Annotated in this window: 21 protein-coding genes; 9 read left to right on the top strand and 12 right to left on the bottom strand. The window is 68.9% G+C overall.

The genetic code is table 11. The features are described from left to right. Positions 1-114: 114 nt before the first annotated feature. From PotMrB4_RS13715 to PotMrB4_RS13735, 5 genes are all read left to right on the top strand, one after another. On the top strand, positions 115-1,164 hold the full coding sequence (locus PotMrB4_RS13715) for a putative 2-aminoethylphosphonate ABC transporter ATP-binding protein (RefSeq protein WP_172433604.1): 1,050 nt from the start codon (positions 115-117) through the stop codon (positions 1,162-1,164). Next, positions 1,164-2,876: a putative 2-aminoethylphosphonate ABC transporter permease subunit gene (locus PotMrB4_RS13720; RefSeq protein WP_172433605.1), complete on the top strand. Its 1,713-nt coding sequence runs from the start codon at positions 1,164-1,166 to the stop codon at positions 2,874-2,876. Before PotMrB4_RS13715 ends, PotMrB4_RS13720 begins: the two co-directional genes overlap by 1 nt. A 15-nt stretch (positions 2,877-2,891) precedes the next feature. Continuing rightward, positions 2,892-3,719 carry a phosphonoacetaldehyde hydrolase gene (gene phnX, locus PotMrB4_RS13725; RefSeq protein WP_172433606.1) on the top strand — a complete coding sequence of 276 codons (828 nt, stop codon included), beginning with the start codon at positions 2,892-2,894 and terminating at the stop codon, positions 3,717-3,719. A 48-nt stretch (positions 3,720-3,767) separates the two neighbouring features. After that, positions 3,768-4,787 (top strand): putative 2-aminoethylphosphonate ABC transporter substrate-binding protein, encoded by a 1,020-nt coding sequence (locus PotMrB4_RS13730; protein ID WP_172433607.1) that lies wholly within the window; start codon positions 3,768-3,770, stop codon positions 4,785-4,787. 79 nt (positions 4,788-4,866) lie between these two features. Next, on the top strand, positions 4,867-5,997 hold the full coding sequence (locus PotMrB4_RS13735; protein ID WP_172433608.1) for a TIGR03364 family FAD-dependent oxidoreductase: 1,131 nt from the start codon (positions 4,867-4,869) through the stop codon (positions 5,995-5,997). A gap of 209 nt (positions 5,998-6,206) precedes the next feature. On the opposite strand, the gene PotMrB4_RS13740 is transcribed toward PotMrB4_RS13735, so the two are convergent. Genes PotMrB4_RS13740 through PotMrB4_RS13755 form a run of 4 tightly spaced genes read right to left on the bottom strand, consistent with a single transcriptional unit; the run spans position 6,207 to position 9,812 of the window. Next, complete coding sequence (locus PotMrB4_RS13740) at positions 6,207-7,286, bottom strand: ABC transporter permease (protein ID WP_172433609.1); 1,080 nt, start codon at positions 7,284-7,286, stop codon at positions 6,207-6,209. Next, on the bottom strand, positions 7,283-8,230 hold the full coding sequence (locus PotMrB4_RS13745) for an ABC transporter ATP-binding protein (protein ID WP_197939518.1): 948 nt from the start codon (positions 8,228-8,230) through the stop codon (positions 7,283-7,285). Before PotMrB4_RS13745 ends, PotMrB4_RS13740 begins: the two co-directional genes overlap by 4 nt. Then, a complete protein-coding gene (locus PotMrB4_RS13750) occupies positions 8,227-9,177 on the bottom strand; it encodes an HlyD family secretion protein (protein WP_172433610.1) in 951 nt (316 codons plus the stop codon). The genes PotMrB4_RS13745 and PotMrB4_RS13750 overlap by 4 nt, the downstream gene beginning before the upstream one ends. After that, positions 9,174-9,812: a TetR/AcrR family transcriptional regulator gene (locus tag PotMrB4_RS13755; protein ID WP_044403117.1), complete on the bottom strand. Its 639-nt coding sequence runs from the start codon at positions 9,810-9,812 to the stop codon at positions 9,174-9,176. Before PotMrB4_RS13755 ends, PotMrB4_RS13750 begins: the two co-directional genes overlap by 4 nt. Positions 9,813-9,957: 145 nt before the next feature. Between PotMrB4_RS13755 and PotMrB4_RS13760 the strand changes: the two genes are divergently transcribed. Next, entirely contained in the window at positions 9,958-10,185 is a 228-nt protein-coding gene (locus PotMrB4_RS13760; RefSeq protein WP_074971425.1) for a hypothetical protein, read from the top strand. A gap of 60 nt (positions 10,186-10,245) precedes the next feature. Here the strand turns inward: PotMrB4_RS13760 and PotMrB4_RS13765 are convergent, their stop codons facing one another. The 3 genes from PotMrB4_RS13765 to PotMrB4_RS13775 form a co-directional block, all read right to left on the bottom strand. After that, positions 10,246-10,464 (bottom strand): DUF2188 domain-containing protein, encoded by a 219-nt coding sequence (locus PotMrB4_RS13765; protein WP_044403112.1) that lies wholly within the window; start codon positions 10,462-10,464, stop codon positions 10,246-10,248. Positions 10,465-10,579: 115 nt separating this feature from the next. Then, positions 10,580-10,804, bottom strand: a complete 225-nt coding sequence (locus tag PotMrB4_RS13770) for a hypothetical protein (RefSeq protein ID WP_044403109.1) — start codon at positions 10,802-10,804, stop codon at positions 10,580-10,582. A 62-nt stretch (positions 10,805-10,866) separates the two neighbouring features. Next, positions 10,867-11,139: a hypothetical protein gene (locus PotMrB4_RS13775; RefSeq protein WP_172433611.1), complete on the bottom strand. Its 273-nt coding sequence runs from the start codon at positions 11,137-11,139 to the stop codon at positions 10,867-10,869. A gap of 507 nt (positions 11,140-11,646) precedes the next feature. On the opposite strand from PotMrB4_RS13775, the gene PotMrB4_RS13780 reads away from it, so the two are divergent. Continuing rightward, positions 11,647-11,949, top strand: a complete 303-nt coding sequence (locus PotMrB4_RS13780; RefSeq protein WP_107330014.1) for a hypothetical protein — start codon at positions 11,647-11,649, stop codon at positions 11,947-11,949. A gap of 164 nt (positions 11,950-12,113) precedes the next feature. Next, positions 12,114-12,809: a hypothetical protein gene (locus tag PotMrB4_RS13785; protein ID WP_172433612.1), complete on the top strand. Its 696-nt coding sequence runs from the start codon at positions 12,114-12,116 to the stop codon at positions 12,807-12,809. A 19-nt stretch (positions 12,810-12,828) separates the two neighbouring features. Here the strand turns inward: PotMrB4_RS13785 and egtB are convergent, their stop codons facing one another. Beyond that, the gene (egtB, locus tag PotMrB4_RS13790) at positions 12,829-14,940 is read right to left on the bottom strand and encodes an ergothioneine biosynthesis protein EgtB (RefSeq protein WP_172433613.1); all 2,112 of its coding nucleotides are present in this window, start codon (positions 14,938-14,940) and stop codon (positions 12,829-12,831) included. Between the two features lie 437 nt (positions 14,941-15,377). Between egtB and PotMrB4_RS13795 the strand changes: the two genes are divergently transcribed. After that, positions 15,378-15,812 (top strand): hypothetical protein, encoded by a 435-nt coding sequence (locus PotMrB4_RS13795; protein WP_044403092.1) that lies wholly within the window; start codon positions 15,378-15,380, stop codon positions 15,810-15,812. A 31-nt stretch (positions 15,813-15,843) separates the two neighbouring features. On the opposite strand, the gene PotMrB4_RS13800 is transcribed toward PotMrB4_RS13795, so the two are convergent. The 4 genes from PotMrB4_RS13800 to PotMrB4_RS13815 are packed head-to-tail and all read right to left on the bottom strand — an operon-like array spanning position 15,844 to position 19,710. Continuing rightward, entirely contained in the window at positions 15,844-16,821 is a 978-nt protein-coding gene (locus tag PotMrB4_RS13800; RefSeq protein ID WP_172433614.1) for a lysylphosphatidylglycerol synthase domain-containing protein, read from the bottom strand. Further along, positions 16,818-18,026 carry a cardiolipin synthase ClsB gene (clsB, locus tag PotMrB4_RS13805; protein WP_172433615.1) on the bottom strand — a complete coding sequence of 403 codons (1,209 nt, stop codon included), beginning with the start codon at positions 18,024-18,026 and terminating at the stop codon, positions 16,818-16,820. Before clsB ends, PotMrB4_RS13800 begins: the two co-directional genes overlap by 4 nt. Continuing rightward, on the bottom strand, positions 18,023-18,811 hold the full coding sequence (locus PotMrB4_RS13810; protein ID WP_172433616.1) for an endonuclease/exonuclease/phosphatase family protein: 789 nt from the start codon (positions 18,809-18,811) through the stop codon (positions 18,023-18,025). Before PotMrB4_RS13810 ends, clsB begins: the two co-directional genes overlap by 4 nt. Then, complete coding sequence (locus PotMrB4_RS13815; protein WP_172433617.1) at positions 18,808-19,710, bottom strand: DUF72 domain-containing protein; 903 nt, start codon at positions 19,708-19,710, stop codon at positions 18,808-18,810. The genes PotMrB4_RS13810 and PotMrB4_RS13815 overlap by 4 nt, the downstream gene beginning before the upstream one ends. Positions 19,711-19,712: the final 2 nt, after the last annotated feature.

A 19,712-nucleotide genomic window follows, 5' to 3' on the forward strand; every position in this document is an offset into this window, starting at 1 on the left:
TATCGGTGGGCTTGGGGTTATCGCCACATGGATTTCGCATTTGCTCCCTAGCATCAGCCTCGTCGAGCCGTACCGCGCTTCCTGCGGTGCGCCAGTGTTCTGCGAGGTCCTGTCATGTCCGCCACCCCTTATCTGCAGGCTTGCGAAGTGCGCAAGCGCTTCGGCAGCTTCACCGCCCTGGACGGGGTGTCCCTGGACATCGCCGAAGGCGAGCTGGTGTGCCTGCTGGGCCCCTCCGGCTGTGGCAAGACCACGCTGCTGCGCTGCATCGCCGGGCTGGAGCGGCAGGATGCCGGTGTGCTGCGCATGGGCGGGCGGGACATCTCCCACCTGCCGCCCCAGGCCCGTGACTACGGCATCCTGTTCCAGTCCTATGCGCTGTTCCCCAACCTCAGCGTCGAGCAGAACATCGCCTACGGCCTCACCGGTGCCAGCCGTGAAGAAGCCCGCCAGCGCGTGGCGCAGATGCTCGAACTGGTGGGCCTGACCGGCAGCGAGAAGAAGTACCCCGGCCAGCTGTCCGGTGGCCAGCAGCAGCGCGTGGCCCTGGCCCGTGCCCTCGCGCCGTCGCCGTCGCTGCTGTTGCTGGACGAGCCCATGTCGGCGCTGGACGCCCGCGTCCGCGAGCACCTGTGCACCGAGCTGCGCCAGCTGCAGAAGCGCCTGGGCATCACCACCCTGATGGTCACCCACAACCAGGACGAGGCCATGCTCATGGCCGACCGCATCGCGGTGATGAACCACGGCCGGGTCGAGCAGTACGACACTCCCGAAGCCATCTACCGGCGCCCGGCCACGCCTTTCGTCGCCAGCTTCGTCGGCCAGGGCAACTGGCTGCCGTTCGAGAGCCGCGACGGGCGCCACGCCCGGGTCGGCGACCTGCGCCTGTGCCTGCCCGAGCAGGCGGGCGAGGGCGCCAGTGGCCAGCTGTTCTGCCGCCCCGAGGCCATCGCCGTGGAGCCCGGCCAGGACGACGACAACCGCTTCCGCGCCCAGGTGCGCGAGATCACCTTCCTCGGCAACCGCTGCCGGGTCAGCTTCGAGCTGGACGCCTTGCCCGGCCACCCGCTGCTGGCCGAGCTGGACCCGGCGCAGATGCCGCGCCTCGGCGGGCCGGACATCTGGGTGGCGCTGCCGTCCCGCAGCCTGCAGGTGTTCGCCTGATGGAGCGCACCCTGGCCCTGCCGCAGAGTGCCCGCCGTCGCCCGGGCGACCTGGGGGACCGCCTGTTCATCCAGGGTGGCAAGTGCCTGTTCCTGGCCTTCCTCGCCGTCGCCGTGGTGCTGCCCCTGGCGGCCATCTTCTGGCGCGGCTTCAGCGGTGAAGCCGGGCAGGGCGGTGGCCTGGTGGCCGCCCGCGAGCTGCTGGCCAGCGCCAACTTCCACTGGCTGCTGGGCAACAGCCTCAAGGTCTCCCTCAGCGTCGCCGCCCTGGTGGTGCCGGTGGCCTACCTGTTCGCCTACGCCCTGACCCGCACGCTGATCCCGGCCAAGGGGCTGTGGCGCGGCGTCTCCCTGTTGCCGCTGCTGGCGCCCTCGATGCTGCCGGGGATCGCGCTGATCTACCTGTTCGGCAACCAGGGCTTGTTGCGTGGCTGGTTGCCGGACAACATCTACGGCTTCTGGGGCATCGTCCTGGGCGAGGCCATCTACACCTTCCCCCATGCGCTGATGATCCTCATCTCGGCGCTGTCCCTGGCCGACGGCCGCCTGTTCGACGCCGCCTCCAGCATGGGCGCCGGGCCCTGGAAGGCCTTCCGCAGCATCACCTGGCCGGCCACGCGCCAGGCCGTGTTCGCCGCCTTCTGCCTGGTGTTCACCCTGACCATCACCGACTTCGGCGTGCCGGTGGTGGTGGGCGGCGACTACCAGGTGCTGGCCCTGGAGGCCTACAAGGCGGTGGTGGGGCAGCAGCAGTTCGGCCGTGGCGCGCTGATCGGCATGGTGCTGCTGCTGCCGGCGCTGCTCAGCTTCGGCGTCGATGCCTGGCTGCGCCGGCGCCAGGGCGATGCCATGAGCGGTCGCGCCCAGCTCCACCAGCCCAAGCCCTCGCGCCTGCGGGATGCCGGCTTCCTCGCCCTGGTGCTGCTGGTCTGCGCCGTGCTGCTGGGGGTGCTGGGCATGGCGGTGTACTCCTCGCTGGTGAAGTTCTGGCCCTACAACCTGTCGCTGTCCCTGCGTCACTACGCCTTCGAGGAAACCGCCGGTGGCGGCTGGCTGGCGTACCGCAACAGCCTGACCCTGGCGACCTGCACCGCGCTGTTCGGCGGCGCGCTGATCTTCACCGGCGCCTGGCTGATGGAGAAGACCCACGGCCAGCGCGCCCTGAACCAGGTGCTGCGCCTGCTCAGCTTCGTGCCCATGGCTGTACCCGGCCTGGTGCTGGGCCTGGGCTACGTCTTCTTCTTCAACCTGCCGGCCAACCCGCTGCACGGCCTCTACGGCAGCATGACGCTGCTGGTGGTGTGCTCCATCGCGCACTTCCTCACCACCGCGCAGATGACCGCCAGCACCGCGCTGCGCCAGCTCGACGGCGAGTTCGAGGCCGCCGCGCTGTCGCTGAAGATGCCGCTGTACCGCCACTACCTGAAGGTGACGGTGCCCATCTGCCTGCCGGCGCTGCTGGACATCGTCCGCTACCTGTTCGTTTCGGCCATGACCACCGTGTCCGCCGCGATCTTCCTCTACAGCCCGGACAGCGTGCTCGCCGCCGTCGCCGTGCTGAACATGGACGACGCCGGCAACGTCGGCGGCGCGGCCGCCATGTCCACCCTCATCCTGCTCACCTCGGCCGCCGTCTCGCTGCTGCTGGCCGGGGCCTCGCGCGGCCTGCTGCGCCGCTCCCAGGCCTGGCGCCAGACCGCGCCCGGCCACTGATCCACGGAGATCCCCATGCATTACCAGACCCCCACGCACCTGCAGGCCGCCATCCTCGACTGGGCCGGCACCGTGGTCGACTTCGGCTCCTTCGCCCCCACACGGATCTTTGTCGAGGCCTTCGCCAGCTTCGACGTCGAGCTCAGCCTGGATGAAGCGCGCGGCCCCATGGGCATGGGCAAGTGGGACCACATCCGCACCCTGTGCGACGTGCCGGCCATCGCCGCGCGCTTCGAGCGCCGCTTCGGCCGGCTGCCCACGGACGCGGATGTCACCGCGATCTACGAGCGCTTCATGCCGCTGCAGATCGCCAAGGTCGGCGAACACTCGGCGCTGATCCCCGGCGCCCTGGAGGCCATTGCCGCCCTGCGCGCCAGGGGGATGAAGATCGGCACCTGCTCCGGCTACCCCAGGGTGGTGATGGACAAGGTGGTGGAACTGGCCGCCGAGGCCGGCTACCGCCCGGACCACGTGGTCGCCACCGACGAGGTGCCCAGGGGCCGCCCGAGCCCGGCCCAGGCGCTGGCCAACGTCATCGCCCTCGGCCTCGACGACGTGGCCGCCTGCGTGAAGGTGGACGACACCGAGCCCGGCATCCTCGAAGGCCGCAGCGCCGGCATGTGGACCGTGGCGCTGCGCTTCTCCGGCAACTTCCTCGGCCTCGACTTCGCCGCCTACCAGGCCCTGCCGGCCGCGCGCCTGGCCGATGAGCGCACCCGTATCGACGCGCTGTTCGCGCCGAGCCGCCCGCATTACCTGATCGACACCCTCGCCGACCTGCCGGAGGTGATCGACCTGATCAACGCCCGCCTGGCGCGCGGCGAAACCCCTGCCAACGCATAACCACAGCAAGCCAAACCCGATCCCAGCACACCAACCAAGGAGCTTCACATGTTCAAGCGTCTCGCCTTCGCTGCCGCCGTTGTCGCAGGCTTCGCCCTGCAGGCCCAGGCCGCCACCGAGCTGACCGTCTACACCGCCCTGGAGGCCGAGCAGCTGGCGGCCTACAAGAAGGCCTTCGAGAAGGAAAACCCGGACATCGAGATCAAGTGGGTGCGCGACTCCACCGGCATCATCACCGCCAAGCTGCTGGCCGAGAAGGAACGCCCCCAGGCTGACGCCGTGTGGGGCCTGGCGGCCTCCAGCCTGGCCATCCTCGACCAACAGGGCATGCTCGAGCACTACGCGCCCAAGCACCTGGACGCCATCGGCGCCAACTACCGCGACGCCGCCAACCCGCCGGCCTGGGTGGGCATGGACGTGTGGGCCGCCACCATCTGCTTCAACACCGTCGAAGCCGAGAAGCAGGGCCTGACCAAGCCCGGCAGCTGGGAAGACCTGACCAAGCCCGAGTACAAGGGCAAGATCGTCATGCCCAACCCGGCGTCCTCCGGCACCGGCTTCCTCGACGTCAGCGCCTGGCTGCAGACCTTCGGCGAGAAGCAGGGCTGGGCCTACATGGATGCGCTGCACCAGAACATCGGCCAGTACGTCCACTCCGGCTCCAAGCCGTGCAAGCTGGCCGCCGCTGGCGAGTTCCCCATCGGCATCTCCTTCGAATACCCGGCCGTACAACTCAAGCGCCAGGGCGCGCCGCTGGACATCGTCCTGCCGAAGGAAGGCCTGGGCTGGGAAATCGAAGCCACCGGCGTGATCAAGGGCACCGACAAGCTCGACGCCGCCAGGAAGCTCGCCGACTTCTCCGCCAGCCCCGCCGCCATGGAACTGTACAAGGAGAACTTCGCCGTCCTCGCCCAGCCCGGCATCGCCAAGCCGCAGACCGAACTGCCTGCCGACTACGAGCAGCGCCTGATCAAGAACGACTTCGCGTGGGCCTCGAAGAACCGCGACTCGATCCTCGCCGAATGGCGCAAGCGCTACGACGGGAAGTCCGAGAAGCTGCCGCAGTAAGCCCCAGCCCGCTCGCTTCGCCCTCTCTCTCCGGGGAGAGGGTCGGGGAGGGCGAGCATCGAATTCCAGGAGACACCCCATGCCCATCCACGACACCGATATCGCCATCGTCGGCGCCGGTATCCTCGGCCTGTCCCACGCCTATGCCGCCGCCCGGCGCGGTCTGCGGGTGACGGTTTTCGAACGCAGCGAGCAGCCCCTGGGCGCCTCGGTGCGCAACTTCGGCCAGGCGCTGATCACCGGCCAGGCGCCGGGCCCGATGCTGGACCTGGCCCGCGAGGCCCGCCCGATCTGGGCGCACCTGGCCGAGTCGGCCGGCTTCCACATCCGTCGTCAGGGCTCGTTGCTGTTCGCCCGCGACGAAGCCGAAGAACAGGTGCTCGACGCCTTCTGTGCCGGCCGCGCGCGGGAGCATGGCTACACCGTCGAGCTGCTGCGCGGCGAACGCCTGGCAGCGCTGTATGACGGCCGCTTCGCCCACCACCGCGCTGCGCTGCACGGTGCCGATGACCAGCAGCTTTACTCCCGCGAGGCGCTGCCGGCCCTGGTGGCCTACCTGCGTGACCAGATGGGCGTGACCTTCCACTTCTCCACCCTGGTGCGCGACGTCGAACCCCAGCGCGTGCACACCAGCGCCGGCAGCTGCCGCGCCGAGCAGATCATCGTCTGCTCCGGCCATGACTACCTGACCCTGCTGGCCGAGCCCATGGCCGCCCTGCAGCCCCAGGTGTGTCGCCTGCAGATGCTGCGGGTGCGCCCGGCCCGTGCCATCGGCCTCGACCATGCCGTGCTGACCGGCCTGAGCTGCACCCACTACGGCGCCTTCGCCGACCTGCCCGAAGCCATCGCCCTGCGCGAACAGGTCCAGGCCCGCCGGCCGGAGCTGATCGCGCACGGCATCCACCTGCTGGTCAGCCCTACGCCCCACGGCGACCTGATCGTCGGCGACTCCCACGACTACGGCCGCGATGCCTCGCCATTCAACGCCGAAACGGTGGACAACCTCATGCTGGACCTGGCCGAGCACACCCTCGGCGAGCGCCTGCAGGTGGTGGAGCGTTGGCAGGGCGTGTACGGCGCCCGTGGCCCGGCGCCGTTCAGCGTCATCCAGCCCGAGCCGGGCATCACGGCGGTGCTGATGCACACCGGCCTGGGCATGAGCATCGGTCCGGCGCTGGGTGAGCGCACCGTGGCGTCGTTGTTGGGGTGAGCCCTGTAGGAGCGAGCTCTGCTCGCGAAGCGTTTGCGCTGGTGGGCTGAAGCCCACCCTACGGCAACCCCGTAGCCCGGGCTTCAGCCCGGGAGCGGTCCCCACCTCATTCCCGGGCTGAAGCCCGGGCTACGTTTGCATCGGAGCGGTGCCGGTGGGCTGAAGCCCCCTGCGGGATGATGCCCATTTACGGGGCCACGCCGACTGCCCTAGTCCAGGCGCTTGCTCACCCGCTTCACCGCCACCCCCAGCACCACCAGGTTGAACACCAGCAGTGCGACGATCTCCGGCCACAGGTCCATCAGGCTGGCGCTGCGCAGCATGATGCCGCGCGCCAGGCGCAGGAAGTGGGTGAGGGGCATCAGCTCGGCGATCCACTGGGCGAGGCGCGGCATGCCGGCGAAGGGGAACATGAAGCCGGAAAGCAGGATCTGCGGCAGGAAGATGAAGAAGGCCATCTGCATGGCCTGGAACTGGCTGCGGGCGAGGGTGGAGATGAACACCCCAAGGCTCAGGCTGGCGAACACGAACACCAGCGAGGCGCCGTATAGCGCCAGCAGCGAGCCGCGCACCGGCACCTCGAACAGCCAGCGCCCCACCAGCAGGATCACCGTCACCTGCAGCAGGCCGATGCCGACGAAGGGCAGTACCTTGCCCAGGGTCAGCTCCCAGGGCGACACCGGGGTGGTGATCAGCAGTTCCATGTTGCCCCGTTCCCGCTCGCGGACCAGGGCGATGGCGGTGAACAGCACCATGGTCATGGTGAGGATCACCCCGATCAGCCCCGGCACCGTGTTCAGCGGCGCCAGGCGCTCGGGGTTGTAGAGGTTCACCACCTCCACACCGGTGGCGCGAGGCCAGCCGGGCAGCGGGTAGGCGGCCAGTTGGCGGGCGGAGGCCTGCACCACCTGGTCGGAACCGTCCACCACCAGTTGCAGGGGCGGTCGGTCGCGTAGTTGCAGGCGCGCCTCGAAGTCCCGGGGGATCACCAGAGCCGCGCTGATCACGCCTTCGGCGAACAGCTGGTCGAGCTGCTGCGTCGTGGCCAGGTGGTAGCGGAAGTCCAGCACCTGGCTGGCGCCCAGTTCGGCGATCACTTCCCGCGAACGGGCGCTGTCGGCCTGGTCCAGCACGGCGGCGTGGAGGTTGCGCACGTCCATGTTGATGGCATAGCCGAACAGCACCAGCTGCAGGATGGGGATGCCGACGATCATGGCGAAGGTCAGCCGGTCGCGGCGCAGCTGGCGCAGCTCCTTGAGCACGATGGCCCCGAGCCGGCGCAGGTTCATGGGCGGGCCTCGGCGTGGGTGGTGGGGCGCTGGGTGACGGTGACGAACACGTCTTCCAGGTTGGCGTCGGTGTCGCGCACGTCGGCCTCGATGCCGGCTTTCTCCAGCAGCCGGACGACGCAGTCACGGGCATCAGCCGCAGCGCTGAGCACCCGCAGGCTGGCGCCGATCTGTGCCAGGGCCAGCACCTCCGGCTGCCCTTGCAGCGCGCGCTGGGCCTGGCGGGGCTGGGCGCACTCCACCAGCAGCGGCCGTCCGGGCAGGGCGTCCATCAGCTCGGCGGGGCTGCCGTCGGCCACCAGGCGGCCGGCGTCGAGGATGCCCAGGCGGGTGCAGCGCTCGGCTTCGTCCATATAGTGGGTGGACACCAGCAGGGTGGTGCCGGCCTCGGCCAGTTCGAACAGCGAATCCCAGAATTCCCGTCGTGACTGCGGGTCGACGGCGCTGGTGGGCTCGTCCAGCAACAGCAGGTCGGGCTTGTGCAGCACCGCCCCGGCCAGGGCCAGGCGCTGCTTCTGCCCGCCGCTGAGGGTGCCGGCCAGTTGTCGACGGCGGTCGCCGAGCCAGTAGCGCTCCAGCAGTTCGTCGATGCGCCGGCGTGCGTGGGCGCGGTCCAGCCCCTGGACGGCGGCGAGGAAGTCCAGGTTCTCGGCGACGGTCAGGTCTTCGTAGAGGGAGAACTTCTGCGTCATGTAGCCGATGCGCCGTTTGAGGGCCTCGGCGTCCTCGGGGATGCGGCAGCCGAGCACCTCGATCTCCCCGGCGCTGGGCAGCAGCAGCCCGCAGAGCATGCGGATGGTGGTGGACTTGCCGCAGCCGTTGGGGCCGAGGAAGCCGAACACTTCGGCACGGTTCACCTGCAGGTCAAGGTTGTCCACGGCGGTCAGCTCGCCGAAGCGCTTGGTCAGGCCCTGGGCGTGGATGACCGCTTCGCTGCCGTTCATGGCGCGCTCCAGTGGGCCTGCAGGGGCAGGCCGGCCGGCAGGCTGCGGGCGTCATCGCCCTGCAGCAGCAGCTCGGCACGGTAGGCGAGGCGGCTGGCGTCGTCACCGGTGAGGGCGTAGTAGGGCGTGAAGGCGGCTTCGCTGGCGATGCGGCGGACCTGGGCGTCGAAGGGGGTGGCGATGCCCTCCACCTGCACCTGCAGGTGGTCGCCGATGGCCAGGCGCGGGCGTTGGGAGGCGGGCACGTAGACCCGCGCGTAGGGCGCCTCGCCCACCAGCAGGCTGGCCAGTTCGGCACCGGCCGGGGGCTGGTCGCCGGGCTTGTAGGGCAGGGCGTCCACACGGGCGGCACGCGGGGCGCGCAGGGTCAGGCGCTCGCGGGTGATGCGCAGCTGGGCGATGCGGCCCTCCGCCGCCTGCACCTGGGCTTCGGCCTGGTGCAGCTGTTCCGGGCGGGTGCCGTTGAGCAGCTCGCGCAACTGGGCGTTGGCGCTGTCCACGCTGGCGCGGGCCTGGTCGCGGGCGGCGCGGGCGCGGTCGAGGTCGGCGATGGCCACCTGGCGGCGCTCGTAGAGGGCGGCGATGCGGGTGAAGCTGCGCTCGGCGTCGGTCAGCTCGGCCTGGTAGCGGGCCAGGCTGGCACGGGCCGCGTCGATGGTTTCGTCCCGGGAGCCGTTGCGCAGCTCGTCGAGGCGGGCGCGGGCGGCGGCCAGCTCACCTTCCGCTTCGGCCAGGCGGGCATCGGTGCGGCGCGGGTCGAGTTCCAGCAGCACCTGGCCGGCGCTGACCTGTTCGCCTTCGGCCACGTGCCAGGCCAGGATCGGCTCGGAGGCCTCGGCAGGTACGGCGATGCGGTCCCATTCCAGGGTGCCGAGCAGCTGCGGCGGTGCGGGCTTGCAGGCGGCCAGCAGGGCCAGGCCGAGCAGGAGGAGCGGGCGGGTGTTCATGGGCGCATCTCCAGGCCCCGTTCCAGCAGGGCCAGTACGTGGTTGACCAGGGCCTCGTCGTCGAGGTCGTCACTGGCGAAGATGCCGCGCCAGAGCGAGCCGGCGGCGTAGGGCAGCATCACCAGGCCGAGCAGCGAGACCACCAGCAGGCGCGGGTCCAGGTCCGGGTTGAGGTGGCCTTCGCTGCGGGCTTCGGCGAAGCGCCGGGCCAATTGCACCGGCAGCAGCGGGGCGAAGCGGGTCAGCACCACCCCGCGCAGGGCGCCGCCTTCGCAGAGCACCTCGCGCACCCACAACGGCGGCAGCCAGGGATGCTGCGAGAGGGTCGCGCTGAGCCCGCGAACGAAGGCCCGGACCAGTTCACGGGGCTCGTTCCCGGGCGTCGCCAGGCGTTGCACCATGCCCATCAGCAGGGGCTGCAGGCGTTCCTCCACCACCGCGTCCAGCAGGCGCTCGCGATTGCCGAAGTGGTAGTTGAGCAGCGCCGGGGTCACGCCCGCGTGCTCGGCGATGTCCCGCAGGCGGGTGGCCTGCACGCCCGCCTGGGCGAAGCACTGGATGGCGCTGTCGAGCAGGCGCTCGCGCAGGTCGGGGGCGTCTCCGCTGGGGCGTCCGGGGGTACGGCTGCGGGTCATGGGGCAGGCTCCGGGGGCGAATGGGCTTAATTAAATCCTGATTTAAATAATTCGCAAGCCGGTTGATGCGCGTATTAGAGGGGGAACTCGGGACGGGCTGGGTCAGTCAGCTCTGGGGAGACCCATCGAGAGGGGAGAACCGGCCATGACGCTCTGGATCATCAGCTACCACAAGGACAACAACACCTCGACGCTTGAGCTGGAGGCGCCCGAGCGGCCGACGCCGGAGCAGGCGTGCGCGGCGGTGCTGGATTGGGCGGAGGATCATCTGCCGGCAGGGGAATACGCCGGCAGCGAGGCGCCGAGCCGGGAGCCGGCGATGCGCCTGCTCAAGCGCTATGGCGTGACCATCACGGGGATCGCGGCTCGCTAGCAGGTGGCGGCGGGCCACACGGACGCCCCTTGCCCCGGCGTGCCGAGGCAAGGGGCGGGTTCAGGCGCGGGACGGACGACGGGGCGGGGGGTAGCTCAGCTCCTGCTCGACGGTGCCGTCCTCGCTGTGGATCAGCACCGTGCCGGCGCGCTTTTCCATGAAGGCCTCGATGGCCTCCAGCAGCCGCTCCCGTTCGGCAGCGGTCTTCGACGGGCGGGTCGCGCCTTCCTTGCGCAGCTCCCAGCCCTTGTCCGTTGGGGTGATGTGGTAGCAGCCCATGCAACTCTCCTGGTGCTCGTATTGGTGTTTCCGGACTACGCGCCCCTCCTTGGGCATTGACTACCGGCGCTCATAAGAGTCGCCGGACGTTGCCGGGTTCCATGCGCAATGCGACTCAGCGCTTGCGGCGAATGCGTCCGCGTTCCACTTCGCGGGCGTGGCGGTGCAGGTGGTGTGCATCCGCCGATAGCGTGCGGGCAGTCTTCACCAGCACTTCGGCCAATTGCGGGTCCTCCAGCTGCCGGGCGGCGCTTTCCAGGGTGATGCAGGCCATGCGGTTGTTCAGCGAGGCGTCCTTCAGGACGCAGCGCAGCCGCTCGTTGGTCCGGTTGAGCGCCATCGGGTGTGCTCCTGCTCGTCGTGGCCGCGCACGCTGCGGGTGGGCGCGGCATCCACCGGTGTTCAGAACTCTTCGGGCCCATCGCTGCCATCGTCCGGCGGGGCTTCCAGCATCCGCTCCAGTTCGCCGATGAGCTGCGCGCCCAGGGTTTCGAACTGCGCCCGGTCGGCCCAGCGCCGGGGAATCAGCCCGGCGACGATGGACACCTGGCCGGTGCACAGGTCCCGGGCCGAGACCACCACGTCGTCGTCGCGGATGCGGACCACGCACAGGTGGTGGTCCAGGTGTTCATCCAGGCGTCGCTGGAGTTCTTCTTCCGTGGGTTGGTAGCTCATCGGCGCCTGTTCCAGAAAGAAGCCCGGCGCATGCCGCCAGCGACCGGGCTCGAAGGGAGTCGTGTGAGTCATGGCTTGAGAGCCGGGACGGGGCACGGGAGTTCAGCTTTTTTTGCCGGCAAAATCCTTTGGCATCAGAAGGATGCCGTCGGGACGTCAAGTGGATTGGCGAAGCGAGGCGGTGCCCGGCGGCCATGCAGAATGCCCGGATCGTGCACATTGCCCGTGCAATTTGCAGGGGTCGCGAGCGTGTTCGGCGGGACCGGATGACTGATTTGGCATCAAGGTGCCACTGATTAAGTGGACAGGCCTTCTACTGGCATCGGGCACGCATCGATTAACGCCATGGAAAGCTGAACTGGCATGGAACTGGCTATGGCCTGCTCCACGCACGGGGCGCGCGCCCGGTTACGCACACCGATGGCCGGCGCCCAGGACCGGCTACGCATGCCGTGAATGATTCCCCCATGCCTGCTCCCAGGCAGGCCGAGCACAAGGAGATGCCCGATGACCCAGACCCTGTCCCACAAGCAGATCGACCACTGGCTGGCCCAGTCCATTCCGGGGTGCCGGGTTGAAAGCCGTGCCGACGGCGATGGCACCTTCAGCCTGTTCATGTACAACTCGGCCACCCAGGAATCCTTCAAGGTCAGCGCCCTGAAACCGCAGGACTACCCCGACTCCCGCGCGCTGCGTCGCCTGGGCAAGCAGGTGTTCGAGGACATGGTGCTGCTGCAGGCCGGCTGCGGCGGCCGCCGTCTCACCCGGCTCGCCAACGCACAACCGGCCGAGATCCGCCAGGCGGTCTGACCGTCGCTGCACATCCGCCGGGGCCGTTCGTGCCCCGGTACTTACGGCCCTGGCCGGCGTCATCCCGTTCCTACGCGGTAATAGGACGCCATCCAGAACATCGTCCCTCATCTTCAACCTGCCCCGGCCGACCTTGATGGGAATACCCAAAAGGAGAGGTCGCCATGGAAATCAACAGCAGCCTGCCGCTCTGGACCACCCGCTCGGACACCCGCCTCGCTGAAGTCGCCAAGGCGGCAGAGTCGACGCGCACGGTGGCCACACCACTGGAACGGCCGCAGGAAGATCTGGACAGTTTTATTGCGGCGCGGACCTATGACCGGCTGGGGCAATTGCCTTCAGGCCCGAACGTCGCCAGCGATTTCGAGATCTGGATATCGGAGCAGGTGAAGCGCCCACCCAAGGAGAATGCCCGCCCGCTGGAGCAGATCGACGCGGAACTCAATATGACCCATGCAGGTTTTCAGGAGATCTACGGCAAGATGCTGCGAGAGTTGTCCGGACGGGAGCCGGTCATGCGCGATGGGCTGGTCGGGATAACGGTAGCTAGCGACGGGAAGATCATCGTGAACAACCACAATGGGTTGTTAAGGGATGACGTGGCGCAACGCCTGTCTGCTCGCATGAATGCTTCGTCCGAGTTACTGCAGTACGCCAATCGATACGTAGAGTTGGCCATTGAGCGCATCGAGTCAGACATGAACGTGAATTTTGATGGCTTGGGTCGTTATCACCTGGACAAGGAAAACTTCTCAAGTGTCGTAACGGCGATGGAGTTCAACAGCCTCCAAGGTCATCTGCTTTCGTGGGGTGTCATACGTTACGGCTATTGGACCAAGCCGACGCTCTATACGCCTTAGCAAGAGGCGTCCCGCTTCTTCACTCGCTCTCCAACACAAACATCCCCACCTGTGGTGCCGGGCTCAGCCAGTGGCGGGCGAGGCGCCAGCCGGATTGGGCGGCCATGTCGGCGATGCCCTCCAGGCTGTACTTGTGCGAGCACTCGGTGTGCAGTCGCTCGCCGGCGGCGAAGTGGAAGCGCTGACCGGCGGCGCTCACCACCTGGTCCCGCTGGCTGACCAGGAACATCTCCATGCACTGCGCCTGCGGATTCCAGCGGGCCAGATGCTGGAAGGCGCCGAGGTCGAAGGTGCCGCCCAGTTCGCGGTTGATGCGGGTCAGCAGGTTCTTGTTGAACTGGGCGGTGATGCCGTCCCCGTCGTCGTAGGCCGCCTCCAGGGTGGCCACGTCCTTCTGCATGTCCAGCCCGAGGATCAGCCGTGAGTCGCGGCCCAGGTAGCGGCGCACCGAGCGCAGGAAGCGCAGGGCCTCCGGCGGGCTGAAGTTGCCCAGGGTGGAGCCGGGGAAGAACGCCACGCGAGGGCGCGAGGCCACGGCGGCGGGCAGGTGGGGCAGGTGGCTGAAGTCGCCGACCTGCGGCAGGACCCGCAGCCTCGGGTGGGCCGCCTCCAGCATGGCGGTGGCCTTGCGCAGGGCCGATTCCGAGATGTCGATGGGCAGGTAGACGCCCACCTGCGGGGCGGCGTCAAGCAGCAGGCGGGTCTTCAGGCTGGCACCACTGCCGAACTCCACCAGGGCGGCCCCCCGTGGGATGACGCTCGACAGCTCCCCGGCGATCGCCTCCAGCAGCGCCGTTTCCATGCGCGTCGGGTAGTACTCGCGGGTGCGGCAGATGGCTTCGAACAGCTCCGAGCCGCTGGTGTCGTAGAAGTACTTGGGCGGCAGGCTCTTGTCCGGGGCGCCCAGCCCGGCGCGCACATCCTCGGCGAAGGAGGTGTCCGGCCCGGCTTCCCGCTGTGCGCCGGCCAGATCGCGGGCCAGGCGCAGGCCGGCGAACATCCAGCGTTGGTGCGGGTAGAAGAAGTTGCGGTAGCTCACCCGGGCGTGACCGGCCGGGGTGATGCTGGCGCCGCCGCGCAGCACCATCTGGCTGACCATGAACTTGCCGTTGTATTCGCCCACCGCGCCTGTGGAGGGGCGGAAGCCGGGGTAGGGCGCGTAGGCGCTCGCCGTCCATTGCCAGGCGCTGTCTTCCACCTGGCCCAGCACGCCGCTGCGGGCGGCCACTTCCCATTCCGCTTCGCTGGGCATCCGCGCCTCGGCCCACAGCGCATAGGCGCAGGCCTCGTAGTAGCTGATGTGGCGCACCGGCGCATCGGGCACCAACGGGCGCAGGCCGCCCAGGCCCAGCTCCTGCCAGCCATCGCCCTGGCGCTGCCAGTACAGCGGCGCCCGCCAGCCTTCGGCCTGGACCCGCGCCCAGCCATCGGCCAGCCAGAGGTCGGGGCGCTGGTAGCCGCCGTCGTCGATGAAGGCCTGCCAGTCGCCGTTGGTCACCAGGCGATCACAGATCTGGAAGGGCTGCAGGTAGGTGGTGTGCCGTGGGCCCTCGTTGTCGAACGCGAAGCCGTCGCCATCGTGCCCCACCTCCACCAGCCCGCCCGGCAGCGAGACGAAGCGCCCGGGCCGGTCGCCCTCCGGCTCCTGCCAGCGCGGATCGTAGGCCGGCGACAGTGGCGAGCGGCTGAACAGGTGCAGCACGTCCATCAGCAGCAGTTCCTGGTGCTGCTCCTCGTGAGCCAGGCCCAGCTCCAGCAGGGCCAGGTCGGGCTCGGCCAGGTCCGGGATGAGCCGCTCCATGTGCGCATCCACGTGGGCCCGGTAGGCCAGCACCTCGTGCAGGGGCGGCCGGGTCAGCAGGCCGCGCTCGGGGCGTGGCTGCCGGGGGCCGACCGCCTCGTAGTAGGAGTTGAAGAGGTAGGCGAAGGCCGGGTCGAACACCCGGTAACCCGCCAGGCGCGGTAGCAGGAAGGTTTCGAAGAACCAGCTGGTATGGCCCAGGTGCCACTTGCTCGGGCTGGCGTCCGGCATGGACTGCACCACCATGTCCTCTTCGCCAAGGGGGGCCACCAGGTTTTCGCTCTGGCGGCGGACGTGCCGGTAGCGCTCGAGGTACGGGGTGCTGTTCATCGCGGTTCTCTCAGTGCTGTGGGCAGGACTGTTGGATGCGCGGCGGGGCCGTAAGGGGTGTGAGTCCGGTGCTGCGGAGGAAGTTCGGGCTCGATGCGCCAGCGGCTGGCTGGCTTTCTGATAAATCAGGTTATTAATGAACTGTAAATAATTGATAAATAACCATTTAAAAGTCAGTAAATGCGGCAGATCAGCCAGCATGCCTCGATCAGTTCTCCCTATTCCGAGTGTTTTGATGGGTTATGGTGATTCCATGTGATGTTTTACATTACTAAAGAATCGTAAATAGCTGAAAAATAACAATATTTATCTTGATTGAAAAATGAGTGATGCCAGTGCCTGCCCCATCACCGACGTTCCCGCTGGCCGTTCCTCGCTCAACCTGAATCTTGCCGCCGGGCCCCGGTCCACCTAGAGGACAACCGGAGGAAATCACCATGAAATCGAACAAGCCGAGCGCCCGCATCCACGAGATCGACGACATCGAGGACCGCATGGGGTCGATGGAGCAGCTGGACTTCAGCGAGCGCAAGGATGAACGCCAGGGCCGGGTCGGCGACCTGCGATCCGAAGAGGAGCTGGAGCGGGAGTTCCCGGACGAACGCGTGCGCGAGGCCGGCATGACCGGCGGCGAGACCCTGGGGCAGAGCCTGCATGAGGACGGCGTCTCCGATGACGACCTGAGCCCCGAGACGCTGATCGACGAGAACGGCGAACGCCTGGGCCGGGGCACCACCGGCAGCCTGCCGGCTGACAAGGAACTGAGCGTGGTGGGCGCTGACGAGATCGGAGCCGGAGACGGTCTGGACGAAGCCGAGGAGGGCCGCGCCTACCCCCTGGACGGCAAGCCCTGGGACGGCGAGGCGCGCTGAAGGAGCCAGGCGGCGGGCCAGGGCCCGCCGCTCAGCCTTTCGCCTGGGCCGGCTCGCCCTTGTCCTCGCGCCAGTCCACGCGGCGCAGCCGGCGTGCCCGGCGCTCCAGCACCAGGTAGACCACACAGGCCACCGCCAGTGGCAGCAGGAAGTAGAGGGCCCGGTAGCCGATCAGCGCTGCCAGCAGGGTGCCCTTGGCGAACTGGTGCTGCATCAGCGCGATGAACACCGCCTCCAGCACCCCCAGGCCGGCGGGGATATGGGTGACCACGCCAGCGATGCTGCTGATCAGCAGGATGCCGAGCACCGTCGGGTAGAACGCCTGGGGCGGCAGCAGCACGTAGATCAGCAGCGCCATCAGCGCCCAGTTCAGCATCCCCAGGCCGACCTGCACCAAAGCCATACGCAGGCTCGGCAACGTCAGCTCCTGCTGGCGGATGCGCCAGGTGCGGCGCCTGGCGAAGCGGCAGGCGGCCAGGTAGCCGAGGGATAGCGCCACCAGCACGACGCCGATCACCTGCAGGCCGGTCTCGCCGATCTTCCAGTTCTCCGGCAGTTCCACCAGGCGCAGGGCGAACACGCAGCCGGCCAGCAGCATGTAGCCCAGCCAGTTGGTCATCAGGCTCAGGCTCAGCACCTGGGTGATGGTCGGCACGTCGAGCCCCAGGCGCGAGTAGAGCCGGTAGCGCATGGCGATGCCGCCCACCCACGAACTCAGGTTGAGGTTGAAGGCGTAGCAGACGAAGGTCACCGGGAAGGTCTGCCACGCCGGCAACTTGTGGTCCGTGTAGTGGCGGCCCACCAGGTCGAAGCAGCAATAGGTGGCGTAGCTCGCCACGCACGCGGCCAGGCCCAGGGCCAGGGTCCCGGCGCTGTAGGCGGAGAGGGCGCGGACGACCTCGTCCCAGTCCATGTTCTTCACCAGCAGGAACAGCAGCACCGGCACCAGGCAGAAGAAGAACACCGTCAGCGCCCGCTTGCCCCAGGTGAACCAGCGTTGGCGATTCATCGGGCCTGCTCCTGTTCCAGCACCGCGTCCTTGGGCTCCACCGGTGTCACCGGTTCGACCCGCGGCGAATGCGCCGGCAGCAGCCCGGCGAGGGCGGGGAAGTGCCGCAGGAAGTGGAAGCACAGGAAGATCAGCGGCGCGCGCCACCAGTGGCCCCGGGTGATGCGCTGCAGGGTCACCGCCTTGCAGTGCTGCTGGGCCAGCTGGGTGAGGTGGTCGTGCAACTGGCGGTTGAACGCCGCATCGCGGATCACCACGTTCGCCTCCAGGTTCAGCGACAGGCTCAGCGGGTCGAGGTTGCTGGAGCCCACCGTTGCCCACTCGCTGTCCACCAGCGCCACCTTGCCGTGCAGCGGGCGGCGGCAGTATTCGTGGATCACCACGCCGTCGCGCAGCAGGTAGTTGTAGAGCAGCCGCGAGCACAGGCGGACGATGGGCATGTCCGGCATGCCCTGCATGATCAGCGTCACCTTCACCCCCCGGCGCGCAGCGTTGCGCAGCTCGCGCAGCAGGCGATAGCCGGGGAAGAAATAGGCATTGGCCACCACCAGGCGCTGGCGGGCGCTGCGCAGCGCCTCCAGGTACTGCTCCTCGATGTCGTTGCGGTGGGCCGCGTTGTCCCGCAGCACCAGGCGCAGGCGCGAACTCCCCACCTGGCGCGGCGTCGGCGGCGGCACGGGGCTGGGCGGCTCCGGCGCATGGGCCAGCAGGTCGCGGCAGGCCCGGTGCAGGTCGGCGACGATGGGGCCAAGCAGGGCTACCGCGTAGTCCTGCTTGGCCATCTCACCGTAGTCGGCCAGGTGGTCGGCGCCGAAATTGATGCCGCCGATGAAGCCCAGCTCGCCGTCCACCACCACCAGCTTGCGGTGCAGCCGGCGGAACAGGTTGGTGCGCAGGCCCAGGCGCCGGGGCTGCGGGTCGAACATGCGCAGGTTCACCCCGGCGGCCGCCAGCTCGGCCACGTAGCGCTCGCCGAGGTCGGCGGTGCCATAGCCGTCCACCGTGGCCTCCACCCGCACGCCCCGTGCCGCGGCGGCCAGCAGGGCCTCCTTGAGGCGCTGGCCGACCTTGTCCTCGAAGATGATGAAGGTCTCCAGCAGGACCTCATGGCGGGCCTGTTCGATGGCCTCGAACACACGGGGGAAGAAGGCCTCGCCATTGATCAGCAACTCCACCTGGTTGCCGTCGCGCCATGGGTAACTCACAGGTGCACCTCCACCAGCAGCGGGGCGTGATCGGACAGGTGCGACCACGGCCGCTGCCGCAAGACTTGGGGGGAATGGGCGCTGGCGTTGCGCAGGTACACGCGGTCCAGCGGCAACAGCGGCCAGCGCGCGGGAAAGCTGCGCGCCGGCGCGCCATGGGCCTCGACGAAGGCCTCGCGCAGGCCGCAGGCGGCCAGCACAGGGTCGGCGCGCTGGCGCCAGTCGTTGAAATCGCCGGCCACGATCACCGGCGCCTCCGAAGGCAGGCCCGCCACCCGATCGCGGAGCAGGGCCAGCTGCTGCTGGCGATGGGCCTCGCGCAGCCCGAGGTGCACGCAGATGGCGTGCACCTCGCCGTACCCGGGCACCTCCAGCACCGAATGCAGCAGGCCGCGCTCCTCGTTGCCGGCGATGGACACGTCGAGGTTCTCGTGGCGCAGGATCGGGAACTTGGAGAGCAGCGCGTTGCCGTGGTCGCCGTCCGGGTAGACCGCGTTGCGGCCATAGGCGTAGGCGCCCCACATGCTGTCGGCGAGGAACTCGTATTGCGGCGTGGGTGGCCAGTCGTGGTAGCGCCGGGAGTGGCGGCGGTGGGTGCCGAGCACTTCCTGCAGGAACACCAGGTCCGCCCCCAGGGTGCGCACCGCATCGCGCAGCTCCGGGAGGATGAAGCGCCGGTTCAGCGCGGTGAAGCCCTTGTGGGTGTTCACCGTGATGATCCGCAGGCGCCGCACCGCCTCGGCGCCGTCGAGCCCGGGCAACGGGCGACCGGGTGCCAGGCTCATGGCAGCACCCCCTCGTCCGGCGGCTGGCCCGGGCGCACCGCCAGGTCCCGGTCCAGCCCCAGGCGCTCCAGCAGGCGGCGGGCGTCGTAGGGCGCGCGCACCTTCAGGTCGTTGTCGAAGTAGCAATAGACGTCCCGGGGGCCGCCCTCGGCGAGCTGGTCGGGCTCGGCCAGGCGTGCGTCGGGTACCTGCCGGCCCCGCTGCCAGGCCTTCAGGGCCTCCTCGCTGTAGCCGCTGGCGTAGAGCGCCTTGTCACCGTGCAGGCGCAGGTAGACGAAGTCGGCGGTCAGGTCCTCCAGCAGCGGCCACTTGCCGGCGGTGTCCGCCACCACCAGTGCCACCCCGTGGCGGCGCAGCAACTCGATGAAGGCCGGGCTGCGGAAGCTCTCGTGGCGGATCTCCACCGCATGGCGCAGGCGGGTGCCCGGCGCCAGGTCCAGGTAGCCCTCGCGGTGCATGCGCGGCTCGCACTGGTGGGCCTGCGCCAGGGCCTGCTCGCCGTCGTGGGGCAACTGCGCCAGGAAGGCCTCGAAGCGCTCGGCATCGAAGCGGAAACTGGGCGGGAACTGCCAGAGCAGGGCGCCCAGCCGGGGCCCCAGGCGCAACAGGCCCGAGGCCATGAAGTTGGCCAGCGGTGCCTCGATGTCGCGCAACCGCCGCACATGGGTGATGAAGCGCGGTGCCTTGACGCTGAAGACGAAATCCTCCGGCGCCTGGGCCGCCCAGTCCGCATAGCGCTCCGGGGTCTGCAGGGCGTAGAAGCTGCCGTTGATCTCGATGCTGCCGACGGCGCGGGCGGCGAAGGCCAGCTCGCGCTTCTGCGCCAGCCCCTCGGGGTAGAAGTCGCCCCGCCAGGGGGCATAGCGCCAGCCGGAGATGCCGATGCGTACGCAAGCCATGG

This window comes from Metapseudomonas otitidis (assembly GCF_011397855.1).
GTDB classification, from domain to species: Bacteria; Pseudomonadota; Gammaproteobacteria; order Pseudomonadales; family Pseudomonadaceae; genus Metapseudomonas; species Metapseudomonas otitidis.